The organism is Desulfocicer vacuolatum DSM 3385 (genome assembly GCF_900176365.1).
Taxonomy (GTDB): domain Bacteria; phylum Desulfobacterota; class Desulfobacteria; order Desulfobacterales; family Desulfobacteraceae; genus Desulfocicer; species Desulfocicer vacuolatum.
Map to the genome: position 1 here is coordinate 59,441 of NZ_FWXY01000015.1, position 15,195 is coordinate 74,635.

A 15,195-nucleotide genomic window follows, 5' to 3' on the forward strand; every position below is an offset into this window, starting at 1 on the left:
GCCATAAAGTCATTTTTCCTGTTGCTGTTTCTGATAAGCACCGCGTGGTGTATCACCCCCGCTGCCCAACTTGATGCTGCCACGGCAAAGGCACAATATCTTTCTGGCAACCGTGCCGTCAGAGCGTTGGAAAAGCGTCCTGAAAAACAGGCATTTCGTGAAAACTGGATGAAATGCATTGATAAATTTCAACGTATTTTTTTAACAATGCCCAACAGTGAATGGGCCGCCGCAGCCATGTACCGTTCAGGGCAATTGTTTCTTGAACTTCATAAACACTCCTACAGTACCCAGGACAAACAAGAAGCCATTGATCTTCTACAGCGGGTTACCCGACGATATCCCCGCAGTGCTTACAAAAAAAGAGCTCTGGCCCTTCTTACCTCACTGGATCTCACCGGTAAAAATGCGGGCAAACCCGACCCAAAGGTATCTTCCTCAGCTTTGCGTGGAAAAATTCCCCACAAAAAAGCCATGAAATATAAGACAATAAAGCAGGTTGTTCAAAAGCCCACACACAAACCCGGAACAAATGCACTGATCACAGGTATCCGCCACTGGTCCAACCCCTCCTACACCCGTGTGGTCATTGACCTTGAACAGGACAGAAAATTTTCCCACGCCCTTTTGGAAAAAAATACAACCTTGAATAAACCCCAGCGGCTGTTTGTTGATATTCAAGACTCCCGCCTGGCCAGAAAACTCCCCAAACAGACTTACATCAATGATCACCTTTTAACCAAAATCAGGGCTGCCCAGCATGATCTTCAATCCGTGCGGGTGGTGATGGATATTAAATCCTTTGACAACTACAAGATCTTTTCCCTGAAAGATCCTTGCCGGGTGGTGGTGGACGTGTGGGCAAAAAAAGAACAGCAGGTGGCATCCTCCACCCATGTCCTTCCCAGGAAACCGTCCAACGGGACCACCAAAGACTCCCTTGTTCACCAACTGGCCCTGGGGGTAAAAACCATTGTTATTGATCCCGGCCACGGCGGTAAAGATCCCGGTGCCGGGGGGTATCAGGCCGGTGTCCAGGAAAAAAACGTGGTTCTGTCCATGGCAAAAAAACTGGCAAAAAAAATGAAATCACGGCTAAAATGCAATGTTATCATGACCCGGACCAAAGACAAATTTTTATCCCTTGAAAAACGCACTGCCATTGCCAACACCCAAAACGCCGATCTTTTCATATCACTCCATTGTAATGCTGCGGAAAATAAAAAACTTGCCGGTGTGGAAACCTATTTTCTCAATCTGGCAACCGATGATGAGGCCATTAATGTGGCAGCCAGGGAAAATGCCACCTCCAAAAAAAATATCTCTGATCTTCAATCCATTCTCAATGATCTCATGAAAAATGCCAAAATCAACGAATCCGGGCGGCTGGCCAAACATGTTCAAAAGGCTATCTGCACCGGGCTTTCAAAAAAATACAGCAATATTCACAATCTTGGGGTAAAACAGGCCCCTTTTTATGTTTTACTGGGAGCCTCCATGCCTTCCATTCTGGTTGAAACCTCGTTTATAAGCAACAAACTGGAATGTAAACGTCTCCTCCAGTCAAGCTATCAAAACCGAATATGTGATGGCATTATTGACGGTGTGGCTGCCTACATAAAGGAAACCGCTCCCGGCAAAAGCTAACAGACTCTGAGCGGACGTTAACAAAAGAAGATTGAAGCGCTCATGATCTTTGGAAGATCTGAGCTTTAGATAACTGCCACGGGCAGGCCTTGTTCTGATCCCGCTCTGCCCATGACAAAATTTGAAGAACCTGTGCTTCACACGGTTTTTCATATTAAAGACTGCCAGGGTCAGATCAAAATAAGGATTTACCCGTGACGGTTATGATAAATCCTTTTTGGGGAAATCATTCCACCAACTGTATAAACTACTCTTGGAGAAATACAGAAAATACCCAAAAAGCAAACCTTTATTGGAGAGTGTCATGTCATTTGAGAACATTATTTTTGAAATCCAGGACAACATTGCCGTTATCAGTTTTAATCGCCCCAAGGCCCTTAACGCCTTAAACCAGGCATTGCTTGAAGAGTTCAATACGGCCATCACCCAGATTGAAGAAGACCAGGATATCAAGGTACTTATTTTAACAGGTGCCGGCGGAAAATCCTTTGTAGCCGGAGCAGATATCTCCCAACTGACCCAGATGAACTCCCTCCAGGCCAAAAAATTTGCCGCCTGTGGCCAGAATATATTTTTCCGATTGGAAAATCTTCCCATACCTGTGATTGCAGCTGTTAACGGTTTTGCACTGGGCGGAGGCACAGAGGTTTCCCTGGCCTGTGATTTTATCTATGCTTCGGAAAAAGCCATTTTCGGTCTTCCTGAAATCACCCTGGGTATCATCCCCGGATTTGGTGGCACCCAGCGTCTGGCAAGGCTTGTGGGAACCAACATGGCACGGGAACTTATTTACACCGGTAAAACCATATCTGCCCAGGAAGCCAAAGAGCTTGGCATTGCAAACAAGGTATGTGCCGCCGACGCACTCATGGATGAGGTCATGAAAACGGCCGCAGCCATTGCAAAAAAAGGAAAGACCTCTCTCAGAGCCGCCAAAGAAGCCATTTCAGCAGGTAAAGATGTGGATCTTGTCACCGGTTGTAAGTTTGAAGCAGATGCCTTTGGAATCTGCATGGCAAGTATTGATGCAAAGGAAGGTACCGGCGCATTTCTTGAAAAAAGAAAGGCAGAGTTTAAAGGTACTCTGGAAAATTAACGAAAATGACTTCCAGGATTTAATCCTGATTTTGTGATTTCAGACGGGGCAGATTATTTCAAATAATTTGCCCCACTGATTTACCGGGTTGACTTATAACTGCCACGGGCAGCCCCGGCTCTGCGGAGTGTTTCATATAAACCCACATGTCCTGTCGGATACAACAAATATAGGGTCGTAGACGCGGAGCCAAATGGTATTATACCGCCGTCCCCCGACGGGCAATGGGCCCGGACCGGAACTGTAGACAGCTCAATTGTCCGGTTCCTATTGCCCGTCGGGGGGCGGCTCTGCTGAGGTTGCCTTGGAGGATGCCTTTTTCATATAAACCGCCACGGGCGGACCGTATTCTGATTCGGTTCCGCCCACAACGAAATTTGAAATACTCCCCTGATTGGCGGAGTATTTCATATAAAAAAAAAGAATAAAGGGCTTTGGATTTTTTCCCCACAGCCCTTTTTATTTTCCCCCCGCAGGGAAACCGGTGATTTTTAATCTGTATTTAGATTTTTCGTTGTGTCAATGCTCACTGCCATGATAAAAAGAGCCCAGACAAGAAACACAGATCCTGTTTACACAGACCGGCAACGCCAATCAAAATAGAATCTGCCCGTGGCAGTTTTTATATGAAATACTCCGCAAACCGGGGATGTATTTCAAGCTTTGTTGTGGGCAGAGCCGGATCAGAATACGGCCCGCCCGTGGCGGTTATATGAAATACTCCACAAACCAAAGGTGTATTTCAAGATTTGTTGTGGACAGAACCGGATCAAAAGAAGCTCTGCCCGTGGCAGTTATAGAAAAGGAGAAAAGTACACCATGCCCATTTTTAACATGGATTTTGAAACCATGCCCAGGGAGGCCCTGGAGGCAATTCAGTTACGACGCCTCCAAACCACTTTGGAACGTGTCTACGCCACCGTCCCCTTTTACAAGGAAAGCTTTAAAAAAGCCGGGGTAAAACCTTCGGACATTAAATCCCTTGCCGATCTTAAAAGAATCCCCTTTACCGTTAAAAAAGATCTGCGGGACAATTACCCCTATGGAATGTTTGCCGTTCCCATGGAAAACGTGGTTCGTATCCATGCATCCTCCGGTACCACAGGCCTTCCCACAGTGGTGGGCTATACCCAGAGGGATATAAAAACCTGGTCGGAACTCATGGCAAGAAGCCTTGCTGCAGGCGGTGCCACATCCAATGATATTGTACACAATGCCTATGGTTATGGACTGTTCACCGGTGGCCTTGGGGTTCATTACGGTGCCGAACGATTGGGAGCCTCTGTAATACCTGTATCCGGTGGCAATACCAAGCGTCAAATTGTCATCATGCGTGATTTTAAACCCACGGTGCTCACCGGTACCCCGTCTTATATTCTCCACCTTGCTGAAGTTGCCGAGGAGATGGGAATCTCTTTCAAAGATTTGAACTTTAAATGCGGTATTTTCGGGGCCGAACCGTGGTCCGAAGACATGCGAAGCGATCTTGAAGAAAAACTGAACCTTAAAGCCATGGATATCTACGGCCTGAGTGAAATCATGGGACCGGGGGTTTCCATTGAATGCCGTGAAGCCCAGAAAGGGCTCCATATTTTTGAAGATCATTTCATTGCAGAAATCATTGATCCGGAAACCCAAGAGCCTCTACCCTATGGTGAAACCGGTGAACTTGTTTTTACATCCATCACCAAAGAAGCCTTTCCCATCATTCGCTACCGCACAAGGGATATCACCTCTTTAAATCCTGAACCCTGCGTTTGTGGAAGGACCCATGTGCGCATGAACAAGGTCTCCGGTCGTACCGATGACATGCTCATCATCCGGGGTGTAAATGTATTTCCTTCCCAGATTGAAAGCGTATTGATGAAGAACAAAAGTATCCAGCCCCACTATCAACTGGTGGTTGACAGGGTGGATAATCTTGATACCCTCACCGTTAAAGTGGAATTGGGCCAGGATATGTTTTCCGATGAAATTAAAATTCTCCAGGAGATGGAGAAAAAGATATCCATGGATATTAAAGAATATCTCGGCGTATCCGCAAAAATAAAACTGGTTGAGCCCAAGGCCATAGAAAGAAGTCAGGGAAAAGCCATTCGGGTCATTGATAACCGAAAATCTTAATACATTTTTAAACCCCGTCAGCCATGGGGTTCTATGTTTCCATCAACCAGAGTGTCCGGCAGAACGTAAGCCGACACATTCACCATGGAAAAAAAGAACCCAAGGTACATGGGTTACAAAGGAGGTTTCAGAGATGAGAGCCGAACAGATTTCCATTTTTCTTGAAAATAAGGCAGGTCGCCTTGCCGAAGTCACCGCCATTTTAAGGGATGCCAATGTCAATATCAGAGCATTGTCCCTGGCCGATACCACTGATTTTGGTATCTTGAGACTCATTGTGAACAATAATGAAATTGCCGAAAAAACATTAAAGGATGAGGGATTCACCGTTGGCAAGACCAATGTACTTGCCGTTGAGGTGGATGACTCTCCGGGAGGCCTTAACAACGTACTTGATCCCCTCACGGCCCAGGGAGTAAATGTGGAGTACATGTATGCCTTTGCCAATCCCCATGGTAAAAATGCCATTATGATATTCCGCTTTGATGATCTTGACAAAGCCATCAATATACTCAAGGAACAATCCATAAATGTCATCAAGGGTGAGGATGTGTACAACCTTTAACTTTATCCAACCCTTCCTAAAATTGAATGCCCTTACCAGGGTATTTTGCATTGCTGGCATCCTGATGGTGCACAAGAGAAACATAAATGGGATCGTCACATAAAAGACCGTAATTTTATTGAAATAGCCCAACAAGTCAAACTTGGTGCCACATAAGCATTAAATAAAAATACCCTCCTTGGATAAAATCCAAAGAGGGTATTTGTTCCTATCTTATTGAAAATAATTCCCCCCTTGTTACCCAACAAAAACATGGGAAAAAGGGATCATATTTTGCCATTTTCTTTATTTGGCAGATAAATCTGTCAAGGCAAATTATTTACCAATAAAAGCAATGGTATTACGGGGACATTTTTCAATGGCTTTTTCTGCACCTTCCACTTTTTCGTAGGTGTAGGCAGATGCATCCAGAACAGCCAGATCTCCCTGCATGGTGATAATGTCAGATACCTTGGTACAAGCCTTACAACCCATACATCCTACGGTACATGCACCGGTGACATCTTTTCCCTTGTCCTTGTTTGAACAGAGAATGGCAGGGACTTTATCTTCATTAAAATCCGCCATGGAGATAATCATCCGGGGGCAGGCCTTTACACAGGCCCCGCATCCCACACATTTATCATAATCCACAGTGGCAAGCCCGTCATTGACATGGATGGCATCGTAGTTACAGGCCACCACACAATCACCAAACCCCAGACATCCAAAGGTACAATCCTGGATACCGGCCACCAGATGGGCAGCCGCACACCGCGGTTCTCCACGGTACTGGGATTTTCCAGCCTTGTCAGCGGTGTGACCGGCACAGTGAACCACAGGTCTTGAGGGCACAGAATCCCCCACCTCAACTCCCATGATGGTGGCCACTTCCGCAGCACAGCCTTCTCCGCCAACGGGACATTTATTCACTGGGGCATTATTGGCCACTATGGCCACGGCATAATCACTGCAGCCAATGAAACCGCAGCCACCGCAGTTGGCACCGGGAAGCGCCTCGGTGACAGCCTCCACCCGGGGGTCCACTTCCACATGAAATTTTTTATTGGCCCAGCCAAGAATATACGACATGACAACTGCCATGACCAGCATGGTTCCGGCAGCAATTCCAATGGTGACGATTCCAATCATGACAACCTCATCTCCTTCACAATAACCCTGGCATCCCAGGGATGAACATGATCATGATCAAGGGTCATGACAGCAGCCGTCCCTTCGGCAGGGGCTGGGGTAATGGCTTTTCTAACACCGGAATCAACACCGGTGAATCCCATGAATGCCAGGGCCAGAATACCACCGATGATCATGGTGATGGCAGCACCCTGGAAGGGTTTGGGAATATCACACAGTTCAATCTCTTCCCGGATACCGGACATGATCACAATGGCAATGGTAAATCCAATGCCGCCAAACAGTGCAAGCACAATGGAACGGCCCAGATCCCAGGCGTCCTGGGGATTTTCCACACCGGCCACATTGGCCATGATGGTCAGACAGGCAAACAAAATGGCGCAGTTGGTGGTGATGAGCGGTAAAAATACGCCAAAGGAATTGTAAAGCGAAGGATAAAACTTTCGCACATACATCTCCACAAACTGCACAGAGGAGGAGATGGCAAAAATATACACAATGTAACTTAACACCGTGAGATCAATTTTTGATGCCGCTTCCGCAGGCAGGAAAAATCCTGCAAAAAAGGATGACACAGGTGCCCCGGGAATGAGCACCATGGTGGTGATACTCCAGCTGAGGAACGCAGCAATGCAAATAACAAAAGTAACGGCACAGCCCATACCAAAGGCCATGTCAACCTTTTTGGAGACGCCGATAAAGGGACAGATCCCCACAAAATAGTATAGCACAAAGTTGTTTATAACAGCGGCACTCAGTGCTATGAGCACAATATCGATAAGATAATTCATAACAACCTTTCCAGTTAAAAATCCATCTGTTGATCCGGCTTAAATGTATGAAACCAAATGTTCATCTGTATTTGTTGCCCCATTGACCGCTAACAAAAGAGATCCCCTGGACAACGTATTTGATATACAGAAACAAAGCGCCACACACCCGATTACCGGCGTTTTAGCTCCTGCGCATCTCCAGCCAGTTCACGCAGCCCAGAAGAAGTCCAAGGGTGATGAATGCACCGGGAGGAAGCACCATGATAACCCAGTCTGGCCATGCTGTAGGCAGTATGGCAATTCCGAACAGGCCACCGGTTCCCAGAAGTTCACGCACCATGGCGATGCTGGCCAGGGCCAGGCCAAAGCCGATGGATTGTCCCACGGCATCGGAGGCAGCCGTGAATACATTCTGCTTGGAGGCACATACCTCACATCGACAAATGATAAGGCAGTTAACAATAATCAACGGGATATAGGGTCCAAGGGTTTTGCTCATCTGATAAAGATAGGCGGCAAGAACCCGGTCTGCAATGGTTACAAAGGTGGCTATGGTTAATGTAAAAACAACGATGCGAAGATGGGGCTTCAACAGCCCCCGAATAAGGCTTGTGACAATGTTGGCACACAGCAGCACAAAGGCCACGGAACAGGCCATGGTCATTGCCGGTTTCATGCCGTTGGTCACCGCCAGGGTGGGACACATCCCCAGCAACTGGCGATAGACGGGATTTTCAGGCAGTATGCCCTGGACAAATCTTTCCAGAGCGGTTGGTTGATCAGCCATTGGTCATTTCCCTTTATCTTTATTCTTTTTTGGTTGAAGTAAGTGTCGGGCCAATATCGGAAACAGTTTGATTGATAATACCGCACACGGCCACAGAAGAGATGGTGGCACCGGAAATGGCATCAATATTGCTCGGTCCCTGGGATTTATCCTTCACCACCACCAAGGGACTTGTTGCAGGTTTATCAACAAATTGATTCCGCCAGGCTGTATCGGAAATTTTATTTCCAAGACCCGGGGTCTCTTTCTGATCCAGGATAAAAAGCCCGGTGATGTTTTCTGCCTGGGCATCAATACCCACAAGAAGCTCTATCTTGTCGGCATATCCCTGTCCACCGGCTTTGGCCACCCATCCGGCAAGGGCATTGTCCTGGAACCTTGCCTCATACACCGTGTAGAATTTCTTTTTATCCTTTTTGTCCACTTCAATGATTCTGGACTGGATATTCAAGGCCTCACCGGATTCTGAAAGTTTCTGGGCCGCTTCAAGGCCCAGAACCACTTCGGGAACCTTTTCCATGGTCTCTTTTATTTTGTTGGCCTCGATTTTAGGTCCCAGGGCGGCCTGGACCCCAGCCAGAGATATACCGAAAATAAAGGCAAGTGTCAGTACAAGCCATGCCTGGAGCAGATTATTATTCTGGAACCGCTCCCTTTTTTCTGATGTTGTATCGTCCATAAGTCTTAATTACCTTGCATGCCCCAAGGGCAATTGAAAGAATTATAAATTCCTGTTCACCGGCATTGCAGTTATTCCCCCATGTCCATGGCGGCAAGACCCTGCAATCGATGTTTTCGTGTAAAGGAATTTCAGCATTTCCAGAAGATCATGCCACCCCTGTGGGTTTTGGAATGGTCCACCTGTTGATCAACGGCGTCATGGCATTCATGAGCAGTACAGCAAACATCACACCTTCGGGGTAGCCGCTGAACAGACGAATCACCATGATCAAGGCACCGGCTCCAATGCCGAAAATCCATTTACCCTTTGGGGTAACAGGGCTTGACACCGGATCTGTGGCAATGAAAAAAGTGCCAAATAAAAGCGCACCGCCAAAGAGTTGATGCAGGACAAACCCACCGCCAAACCCGCCTGACATATCTGCCCATGCGGAAAGCACAATCACTGTGGAAAGAATACCGGCAGGAATCTCCCAGGAAGCAGTCCTTCGATATAGCAGATATCCGCCGCCCAGAAGACAGGCAAAGGCGCTGGTCTCTCCCAGTGAACCGTTGGTGACCCCCACAAAAAGATCCAGAATGGAGGTGGCCACACCGCTTTGCTTAAAGGCGGTGAGCGGGGTTGCCATGGACATGGCATCAACGCCGCCGTCGGCATTGATGTAAGCCGAGGCACCCATGGCACTGGCAAAGGCGATCATGACAAAGGCACGGCCCACCATGGCCGGATTAAAAATATTCATTCCCAGACCGCCAAAAATAACTTTACCGATACCAATGGCAATCACCGATGCAAGCACGCCCACATACCACGGGGCAGTTCCCGGCAGGGAAAGTGCAAGGATCACGCCGGTGACCACGGCGGAGAAATCATTTAAGGTAACCGGTTTGCTTCTCATTTTCACAAAAACAAATTCAGAAGCCATGCAGGCCAGCACACAGATCACCAGCTGTGTCACGGCAAACATGCGAAACACATAAACAGACATGACCACAAGGGGTAGAAGACCAATGAGCACATCGGTCATCATCCGCCGGGTCGTAAATGTTTGATCCGACAGATGGGGTGAAGGGGCAACATGGATGGCAATGTCACTGCCCAAGCCCTGCCCTGATATTTCATTTTTTTCAGACACGTTAATCACTCCTTGAATTATAGAACCGACAACAAATAAAATTTACTTATTCATCGCCGCAACCTGCTGTTTTCCGGTACGAATCAGCTGGACAAGTTTAATGTTGGCCGGGCAGACATAGGTGCAGGAACCACACTCAAAACAGGCATTGATATTGTATTTAACCGCCAGGGCAGGATTTTTGTACCGGGAAGCCATGGCAAGCTTGGTGGGAACCAGATTCATGGGGCAGGCATCCACGCATCGACCGCACCGCACACAGGATGTTTCATTTTCCCTGTCCACATCCTCATGGGTCAAAACGGTGATACCGCTGGTACCCTTGGTCACCGGAGTGTCCATGTCGGAAAATGAAAAACCCATCATGGGGCCGCCGGATACCACCCGGGCCGCGTCTTTTGTCAATCCGCCACAATAATCAATGAGTTCCCCAACACTGACACCAATGGGAACAAATAAATTTTTGGGGTTGGCAATGCCTCCGCCTGAAACGGAGATGACCCTGTGGGTCAAAGGTTCTTCTTTAATAACCGCCATGCCAATGGCTGCAATGGTTCCCACATTACTCATGGCCACACCCACATCAGAGGGAAGACCACCCAGGGGCACATCCAGATCCAACACAGATTTCACCAACTGTTTTTCACTTCCCTGGGGATACTTGGTCTGAACCACTGCCACCCGGATAACGGTCTGGGCCGTTATCCGACGAAGTCTTTCAATGGCAAGGGGCTTGTTGTCCTCCACACAGATGATGATCTCCTTGGCGGAAATGGCCCGGCCTGCCAGAAGGGCACCGGTGACAATGGCCCCGGGGGCTTCCATCATAAGACGATAATCCGGCGTCAGAAATGGCTCGCATTCACACCCGTTGATCATCAAGGTATCGATCATTTTATTTTCATCGGGCATTACCTTGACATGGGTGGGAAAGGCAGCACCGCCCAGCCCCACAATACCGGCATCATGGATCACCTTGGAGATGGTGGCAGGATCATAGATGGAAATACAATCCGTGGGCCAGTCCTTGGCACTTAATTTTTCCCATAGCACCTCTCCCGGATTCTGGTCTTCATCCGCTGCTATCTGGATGGCTTGCATATGCCGCCCATTGGGCAATGTAACCATGGCAGGTTTTTTAACCTTGCCTGCCACAGGAGAATGAAGGGCCGCTGATACAAAGGCTTTGCCTTTACCCACAAGTTCTCCCACGGCGACCTGTTGTTTTGATTTTACAACAGGTTCACAGGGAGCCCCGATATTTTGCAGCAATGGAAGCAGCACCTTGGCAGGTGTTGGGAACACTTCAATTGCTTTATCGGCGGAAAAGAACTTGTTATCAGGTGGATGAATACCATGGGGAAACGTCCCCTTGCCGGGGAAACCTTTAAACCTGAATAAACCCATTTTGTTTTTTTACTCCAAAACCTTGTTTAATTGTTTATCATGAAAAACATACAAAATCAGATAGCCTTCACTCACTGCTTGACAGTTATTCAAAATATTCCCTTATTTTCCGGGAATCTCCTCAAAAAAAATGCAAGCTGTTTTGAGGGAATGTGAAGGTTACCTGAAATCATACCTCGTAACACATATGATTACAAAAGCACGCATTTGCCCCAAAGGGAGTATATTGCGCCCAGGCAAAATAAAAGGCTCAAACCAAGAATAAACGAATTTGGTTTGAGCCATGAATGCTCTTGTTTTTTCTGATCTTAGGATATCAGATATTAAACGAAAACCAGATAAATGATATTGGTACCATATCTTTTTTTATCAAGTCAAGTGATAATCTTGACTAAAAGCCATTCTAATTATGGATTTAATTCAAGCTTAAACGAATATCTTACCTGACCACCCACACGGTGAGATGCTGGGCCAGCTTAAATATTTTTTCTCCCACCCTGCCCCCAAGCAGTTCCTTTAACGCACTTATCCCTCTTCTACCCACCACAACGGTGCCAAACTGACCCTGTGCCACCTTTTCAATGATGGCATCTGTAAGGCTTTTCTTACCTTCAAGAATTTCACATGCCACTCTGTCAACGGCAAACCCGGAAGCCATGAGCTCCTGTCTGGAATGATTTAATTTGGCTTCAATATCATCGATTTCTGTGAGGTCACCGGCATTTTTCTGGAGTTTCGAAACATGGCATAAGAGAACCTTACATGCAGCGGCATCCAGCATTTTTTTCATGTGGTCCACGGCTTTTATGATGGTATTGGAGCCATCAAAGGCAACCAGGAAATTTCGGCTGTCCGGCAGTCCCCCCACCACAATCAGCGGAATTGTATTGATTTTGTCCAGAAGTTTGTTGGGAACATTTCCGGCAAGAATATCTTTCAAACGGCTGTGTCCCCGTCGTCCCACCACAACGGCGCTATACCCCTGCATGGATTCATCCACAAGGTCACGCACCACACCATGGACTGTATTTTTGACTTTTCTTTCAATGGAGGTGGCAGGAAACCCGGCTTCAATGAGTATATTTTGGGCTTTATCCAGGCAGGCATTAAACGCCTTGGCCTGTGTGGCCATGGATGCCCTGACATCAGAGGTTTTCAGGCTCAGATTAAGTTCCTTTTCCATGGTCCAGAACGATTTAGGAATGTTTTTCCCCACATAGAACAGTACAGCATCGGTTATTTCCGACGGAAACACCTTTCCCACATAGCGTACTGCATCAAGGGCCAGATCAGATCCATCATAGGCAATTAATACGCGCAGTCTTTTTTCGTCCATGCACATCCCTCCCCGCATTGTGTTAAGTTGACAAAATTTGTCTTTTGGACATTACCTCATAACAACACTTTATCTATACCTATTATATTGTTTTCAGGCAAGTTTAATTTACTTTGGAAGATGGGAATGTCCAAGAAAAAAAATTATTATAACAATAACTCAACTTTCGGTGTTCGCATTTCGTGGTGGGGTCAGGCTTTCGTTATTGACATTATCCAGGCTTTTTTCGTTGGCAAAGGCCTTGGTCGATAACATCAATAACAAAAGCCTGACCCCGTCGGCACACTGAGCCCATCGGTACATTTAAAAATGCTGGCTTTGAAATGAAGCCCGAAAGTTGAGGCAATAATAATCAGCAAAGGGGCTGAAACAAAAAGCCCAAATGTCGCTGAGTGTAAAGGATATGGCTAAAAGGATTGACAAATGCAAACCTTAAACATAAAGTTCAATAAACATTTAAATAAATATTCAATAAAGGCAGTTGTTGTAAGTAATGTGCGGAATCGCTGGAATTGTTAATTTCAAAAATTTTGAAGATAAAGAACCTACCCTGCATAGAATGGCAGGATATCTGCGTCACAGGGGCCCCGATGCTGCTGGTTTTTACTCACAGGGCCCTGTGGGACTTGCCCACACACGCTTGAGCATCATTGACCTTACCAGCGGCAATCAACCCATCCACAATGAAGATCAATCCATATGGGTCATATTTAATGGAGAAATTTTCAATTATCCCGAATTGAAATGTAAATTGCAGTCCCGCGGGCACCAATTTTATACCCAAACAGATACCGAAATTCTGGTGCACATGTATGAAGAATATAATACAAAAATGTTTTCATATCTAAACGGTCAATTTGCCCTTGCTTTATGGGATATAAAGACCCAGACCCTTCTGCTTGGGAGGGACAGAATGGGCATAAGACCATTGTTTTATTTCCATGCCCACAACCGGCTTGTTTTTGCTTCTGAAATCAAGGCAATTTTTGCAGACCAGACAATTCCACGCAAACTGGATACCCAAAATTTATCAGATCTATTCACCTGCTGGTCAACAATGGCCCATGGAACCTCTTTTCAAAATATTTTCCAACTTGAGCCCGGTCATTATGCCTTATTTTCAAAACAGGGGATGAGTCTTAACCAATATTGGGAACTTCCCTTTGGTAAAACCTCTTTTCGAAAAGAGTCCGTTGATGAACTTGCTTATGAGCTGAATCATTTAATCATGGATGCCGCCCGTATACGACTCAGGGCCGACGTCTCTGTGGGAGCATACTTGAGCGGGGGGCTGGACAGCACATACACAAGTGCCCTTGTAAAAAACAACTTTAACAACAAATTATGTTCCTTTTCAGTGGGGTTTACAAATAAAAATTTTGACGAGTCCCCCTATCAAAACAGAGCAGTGGAACACCTTGGAACAAATCATAAAACGATCAACTGTTCCCACGATGATATCGGAAATGTTTTTCCAAAGGTCATCTGGCACACGGAAACACCAATTTTAAGAACAGCTCCGGCTCCCCTTTTGATCTTATCAAACCTTGTTAAAAAAAATAATTTTAAGGTTGTCCTGACCGGAGAAGGTGCAGATGAGATCTTTGCGGGATACAATATTTTCAAAGCAGACAAGGTCCGCCGCTTCTGGGCAAAATTTCCTGACTCCCGCCTGCGACCAAGGCTTCTTGAAAAATTATATCCCTATGTTTTTAGCCAGAAAAATTCAAAATCCATAAAATTCCTGGAAGAATTTTTCAAAAAAGGCCTGGAAGACATCAATTCTCCCGTTTATTCCCACATACAAAGATGGGAGAGTAATTCCCATTTAAAAATCTTTTTTTCAGAAAATCTCAAGCAGCAATCACAGGGCATTGAAGACTTTGTGAAAAGATACTGTACCACGCTGCCTGATGATTACATGGATTGGGACCCTTTATCAAGAGCACAATATTGTGAAATTAAAATATTTTTATCCAATTATCTGCTTTCCTCCCAGGGTGATCGCATGAGCATGGCAAATTCCATTGAAGGCCGCTATCCATTTCTGGATCACAGGGTTGTTGAATTTGCTGCAAGCCTGCCTCCAATGTTTAGAATGAATGGCATTACAGAAAAATACATACTGAAACACTCAGCCCGGGGAATGGTTCTTGATGAGCTGATAGAAAGACCCAAACAACCTTATCGCGCTCCCATGACCCAGGCTTTTCTGGGAAATACCACCCATGAGTATGTCCATGATCTATTGTCTGAAACTGCAATTAAAAATGCTGGTTATTTTGACCATAAAAAAACAAACAGGTTGGTAAAAAAATGTCAAAAGCAAGGGGGAACGCTATTAAGTGAACGTGAAAACATGGCTTTGATTGGAATTTTATCTACCCAGCTTCTGGATTTTCAATTTATTAATAATTTCCCAGCAGCTTAAATAACTCAACTTTCGGGCTTCATTTCAAAGCTGGCATTTTTAAATGTACCGATGGGCTCAGTGTGCCGACGGGGTCAGGCT

At 46.1% G+C, this 15,195-nt stretch carries 13 protein-coding genes; 5 read left to right on the plus strand and 8 right to left on the minus strand.

Going from position 1 to position 15,195, the window contains the following annotated elements:
* Nucleotides 1-21 precede the first annotated feature (21 nt).
* Both B9A32_RS13795 and B9A32_RS13800 read left to right on the plus strand, forming a co-directional pair.
* A complete protein-coding gene (locus B9A32_RS13795; protein ID WP_232367164.1) occupies nt 22-1,647 on the plus strand; it encodes an N-acetylmuramoyl-L-alanine amidase in 1,626 nt (541 codons plus the stop codon).
* A gap of 304 nt (nt 1,648-1,951) precedes the next feature.
* Nucleotides 1,952-2,743 (plus strand): enoyl-CoA hydratase-related protein, encoded by a 792-nt coding sequence (locus tag B9A32_RS13800; RefSeq protein WP_084070033.1) that lies wholly within the window; start codon nt 1,952-1,954, stop codon nt 2,741-2,743.
* A gap of 267 nt (nt 2,744-3,010) precedes the next feature.
* Here B9A32_RS13800 and B9A32_RS21825 read toward each other — a convergent pair whose 3' ends face one another.
* Entirely contained in the window at nt 3,011-3,154 is a 144-nt protein-coding gene (locus B9A32_RS21825) for a hypothetical protein (RefSeq protein WP_212637949.1), read from the minus strand.
* Between the two features lie 408 nt (nt 3,155-3,562).
* Between B9A32_RS21825 and B9A32_RS13805 the strand changes: the two genes are divergently transcribed.
* Entirely contained in the window at nt 3,563-4,867 is a 1,305-nt protein-coding gene (locus B9A32_RS13805; RefSeq protein WP_084070034.1) for a phenylacetate--CoA ligase family protein, read from the plus strand.
* A gap of 133 nt (nt 4,868-5,000) precedes the next feature.
* Nucleotides 5,001-5,432, plus strand: coding sequence for an ACT domain-containing protein (locus tag B9A32_RS13810; protein WP_084070035.1), 432 nt, complete (start codon nt 5,001-5,003; stop codon nt 5,430-5,432).
* Between the two features lie 315 nt (nt 5,433-5,747).
* On the opposite strand, the gene B9A32_RS13815 is transcribed toward B9A32_RS13810, so the two are convergent.
* From B9A32_RS13815 to B9A32_RS13845, 7 genes are all read right to left on the minus strand, one after another.
* Entirely contained in the window at nt 5,748-6,563 is an 816-nt protein-coding gene (locus B9A32_RS13815) for an RnfABCDGE type electron transport complex subunit B (RefSeq protein WP_084070036.1), read from the minus strand.
* On the minus strand, nt 6,560-7,354 hold the full coding sequence (locus B9A32_RS13820; RefSeq protein WP_084070037.1) for an electron transport complex protein RnfA: 795 nt from the start codon (nt 7,352-7,354) through the stop codon (nt 6,560-6,562). The genes B9A32_RS13815 and B9A32_RS13820 overlap by 4 nt, the downstream gene beginning before the upstream one ends.
* A 163-nt stretch (nt 7,355-7,517) precedes the next feature.
* Nucleotides 7,518-8,123: an electron transport complex subunit RsxE gene (gene rsxE, locus B9A32_RS13825; protein WP_084070038.1), complete on the minus strand. Its 606-nt coding sequence runs from the start codon at nt 8,121-8,123 to the stop codon at nt 7,518-7,520.
* A 19-nt stretch (nt 8,124-8,142) separates the two neighbouring features.
* Nucleotides 8,143-8,802, minus strand: a complete 660-nt coding sequence (locus tag B9A32_RS13830; RefSeq protein ID WP_084070039.1) for an RnfABCDGE type electron transport complex subunit G — start codon at nt 8,800-8,802, stop codon at nt 8,143-8,145.
* A 148-nt stretch (nt 8,803-8,950) separates the two neighbouring features.
* Nucleotides 8,951-9,940 (minus strand): RnfABCDGE type electron transport complex subunit D, encoded by a 990-nt coding sequence (locus tag B9A32_RS13835; protein ID WP_232367165.1) that lies wholly within the window; start codon nt 9,938-9,940, stop codon nt 8,951-8,953.
* A 42-nt stretch (nt 9,941-9,982) separates the two neighbouring features.
* Nucleotides 9,983-11,347 (minus strand): electron transport complex subunit RsxC, encoded by a 1,365-nt coding sequence (gene rsxC, locus B9A32_RS13840; RefSeq protein WP_084070041.1) that lies wholly within the window; start codon nt 11,345-11,347, stop codon nt 9,983-9,985.
* Nucleotides 11,348-11,786: 439 nt separating this feature from the next.
* A complete protein-coding gene (locus B9A32_RS13845; protein ID WP_170923833.1) occupies nt 11,787-12,683 on the minus strand; it encodes a universal stress protein in 897 nt (298 codons plus the stop codon).
* A gap of 493 nt (nt 12,684-13,176) precedes the next feature.
* On the opposite strand from B9A32_RS13845, the gene asnB reads away from it, so the two are divergent.
* On the plus strand, nt 13,177-15,114 hold the full coding sequence (gene asnB / locus B9A32_RS13850) for an asparagine synthase (glutamine-hydrolyzing) (RefSeq protein WP_084070043.1): 1,938 nt from the start codon (nt 13,177-13,179) through the stop codon (nt 15,112-15,114).
* The last annotated feature ends 81 nt before the right edge of the window (nt 15,115-15,195 follow it).

Bases quoted from the DNA above. Each gene is read 5' to 3' on its own strand.
- B9A32_RS13800 (WP_084070033.1), top strand. From the start codon at position 1,952: ATGTCATTTGAGAACATTATTTTTGAAATCCAGGACAACATTGCCGTT.
- B9A32_RS21825 (WP_212637949.1), bottom strand. From the start codon at position 3,154: ATGAAATACTCCGCCAATCAGGGGAGTATTTCAAATTTCGTTGTGGGC.
- B9A32_RS13805 (WP_084070034.1), top strand. From the start codon at position 3,563: ATGCCCATTTTTAACATGGATTTTGAAACCATGCCCAGGGAGGCCCTG.
- B9A32_RS13810 (WP_084070035.1), top strand. From the start codon at position 5,001: ATGAGAGCCGAACAGATTTCCATTTTTCTTGAAAATAAGGCAGGTCGC.
- B9A32_RS13815 (WP_084070036.1), bottom strand. From the start codon at position 6,563: ATGATTGGAATCGTCACCATTGGAATTGCTGCCGGAACCATGCTGGTC.
- B9A32_RS13820 (WP_084070037.1), bottom strand. From the start codon at position 7,354: ATGAATTATCTTATCGATATTGTGCTCATAGCACTGAGTGCCGCTGTT.
- rsxE (WP_084070038.1), bottom strand. From the start codon at position 8,123: ATGGCTGATCAACCAACCGCTCTGGAAAGATTTGTCCAGGGCATACTG.
- B9A32_RS13830 (WP_084070039.1), bottom strand. From the start codon at position 8,802: ATGGACGATACAACATCAGAAAAAAGGGAGCGGTTCCAGAATAATAAT.
- rsxC (WP_084070041.1), bottom strand. From the start codon at position 11,347: ATGGGTTTATTCAGGTTTAAAGGTTTCCCCGGCAAGGGGACGTTTCCC.
- B9A32_RS13845 (WP_170923833.1), bottom strand. From the start codon at position 12,683: ATGGACGAAAAAAGACTGCGCGTATTAATTGCCTATGATGGATCTGAT.
- asnB (WP_084070043.1), top strand. From the start codon at position 13,177: ATGTGCGGAATCGCTGGAATTGTTAATTTCAAAAATTTTGAAGATAAA.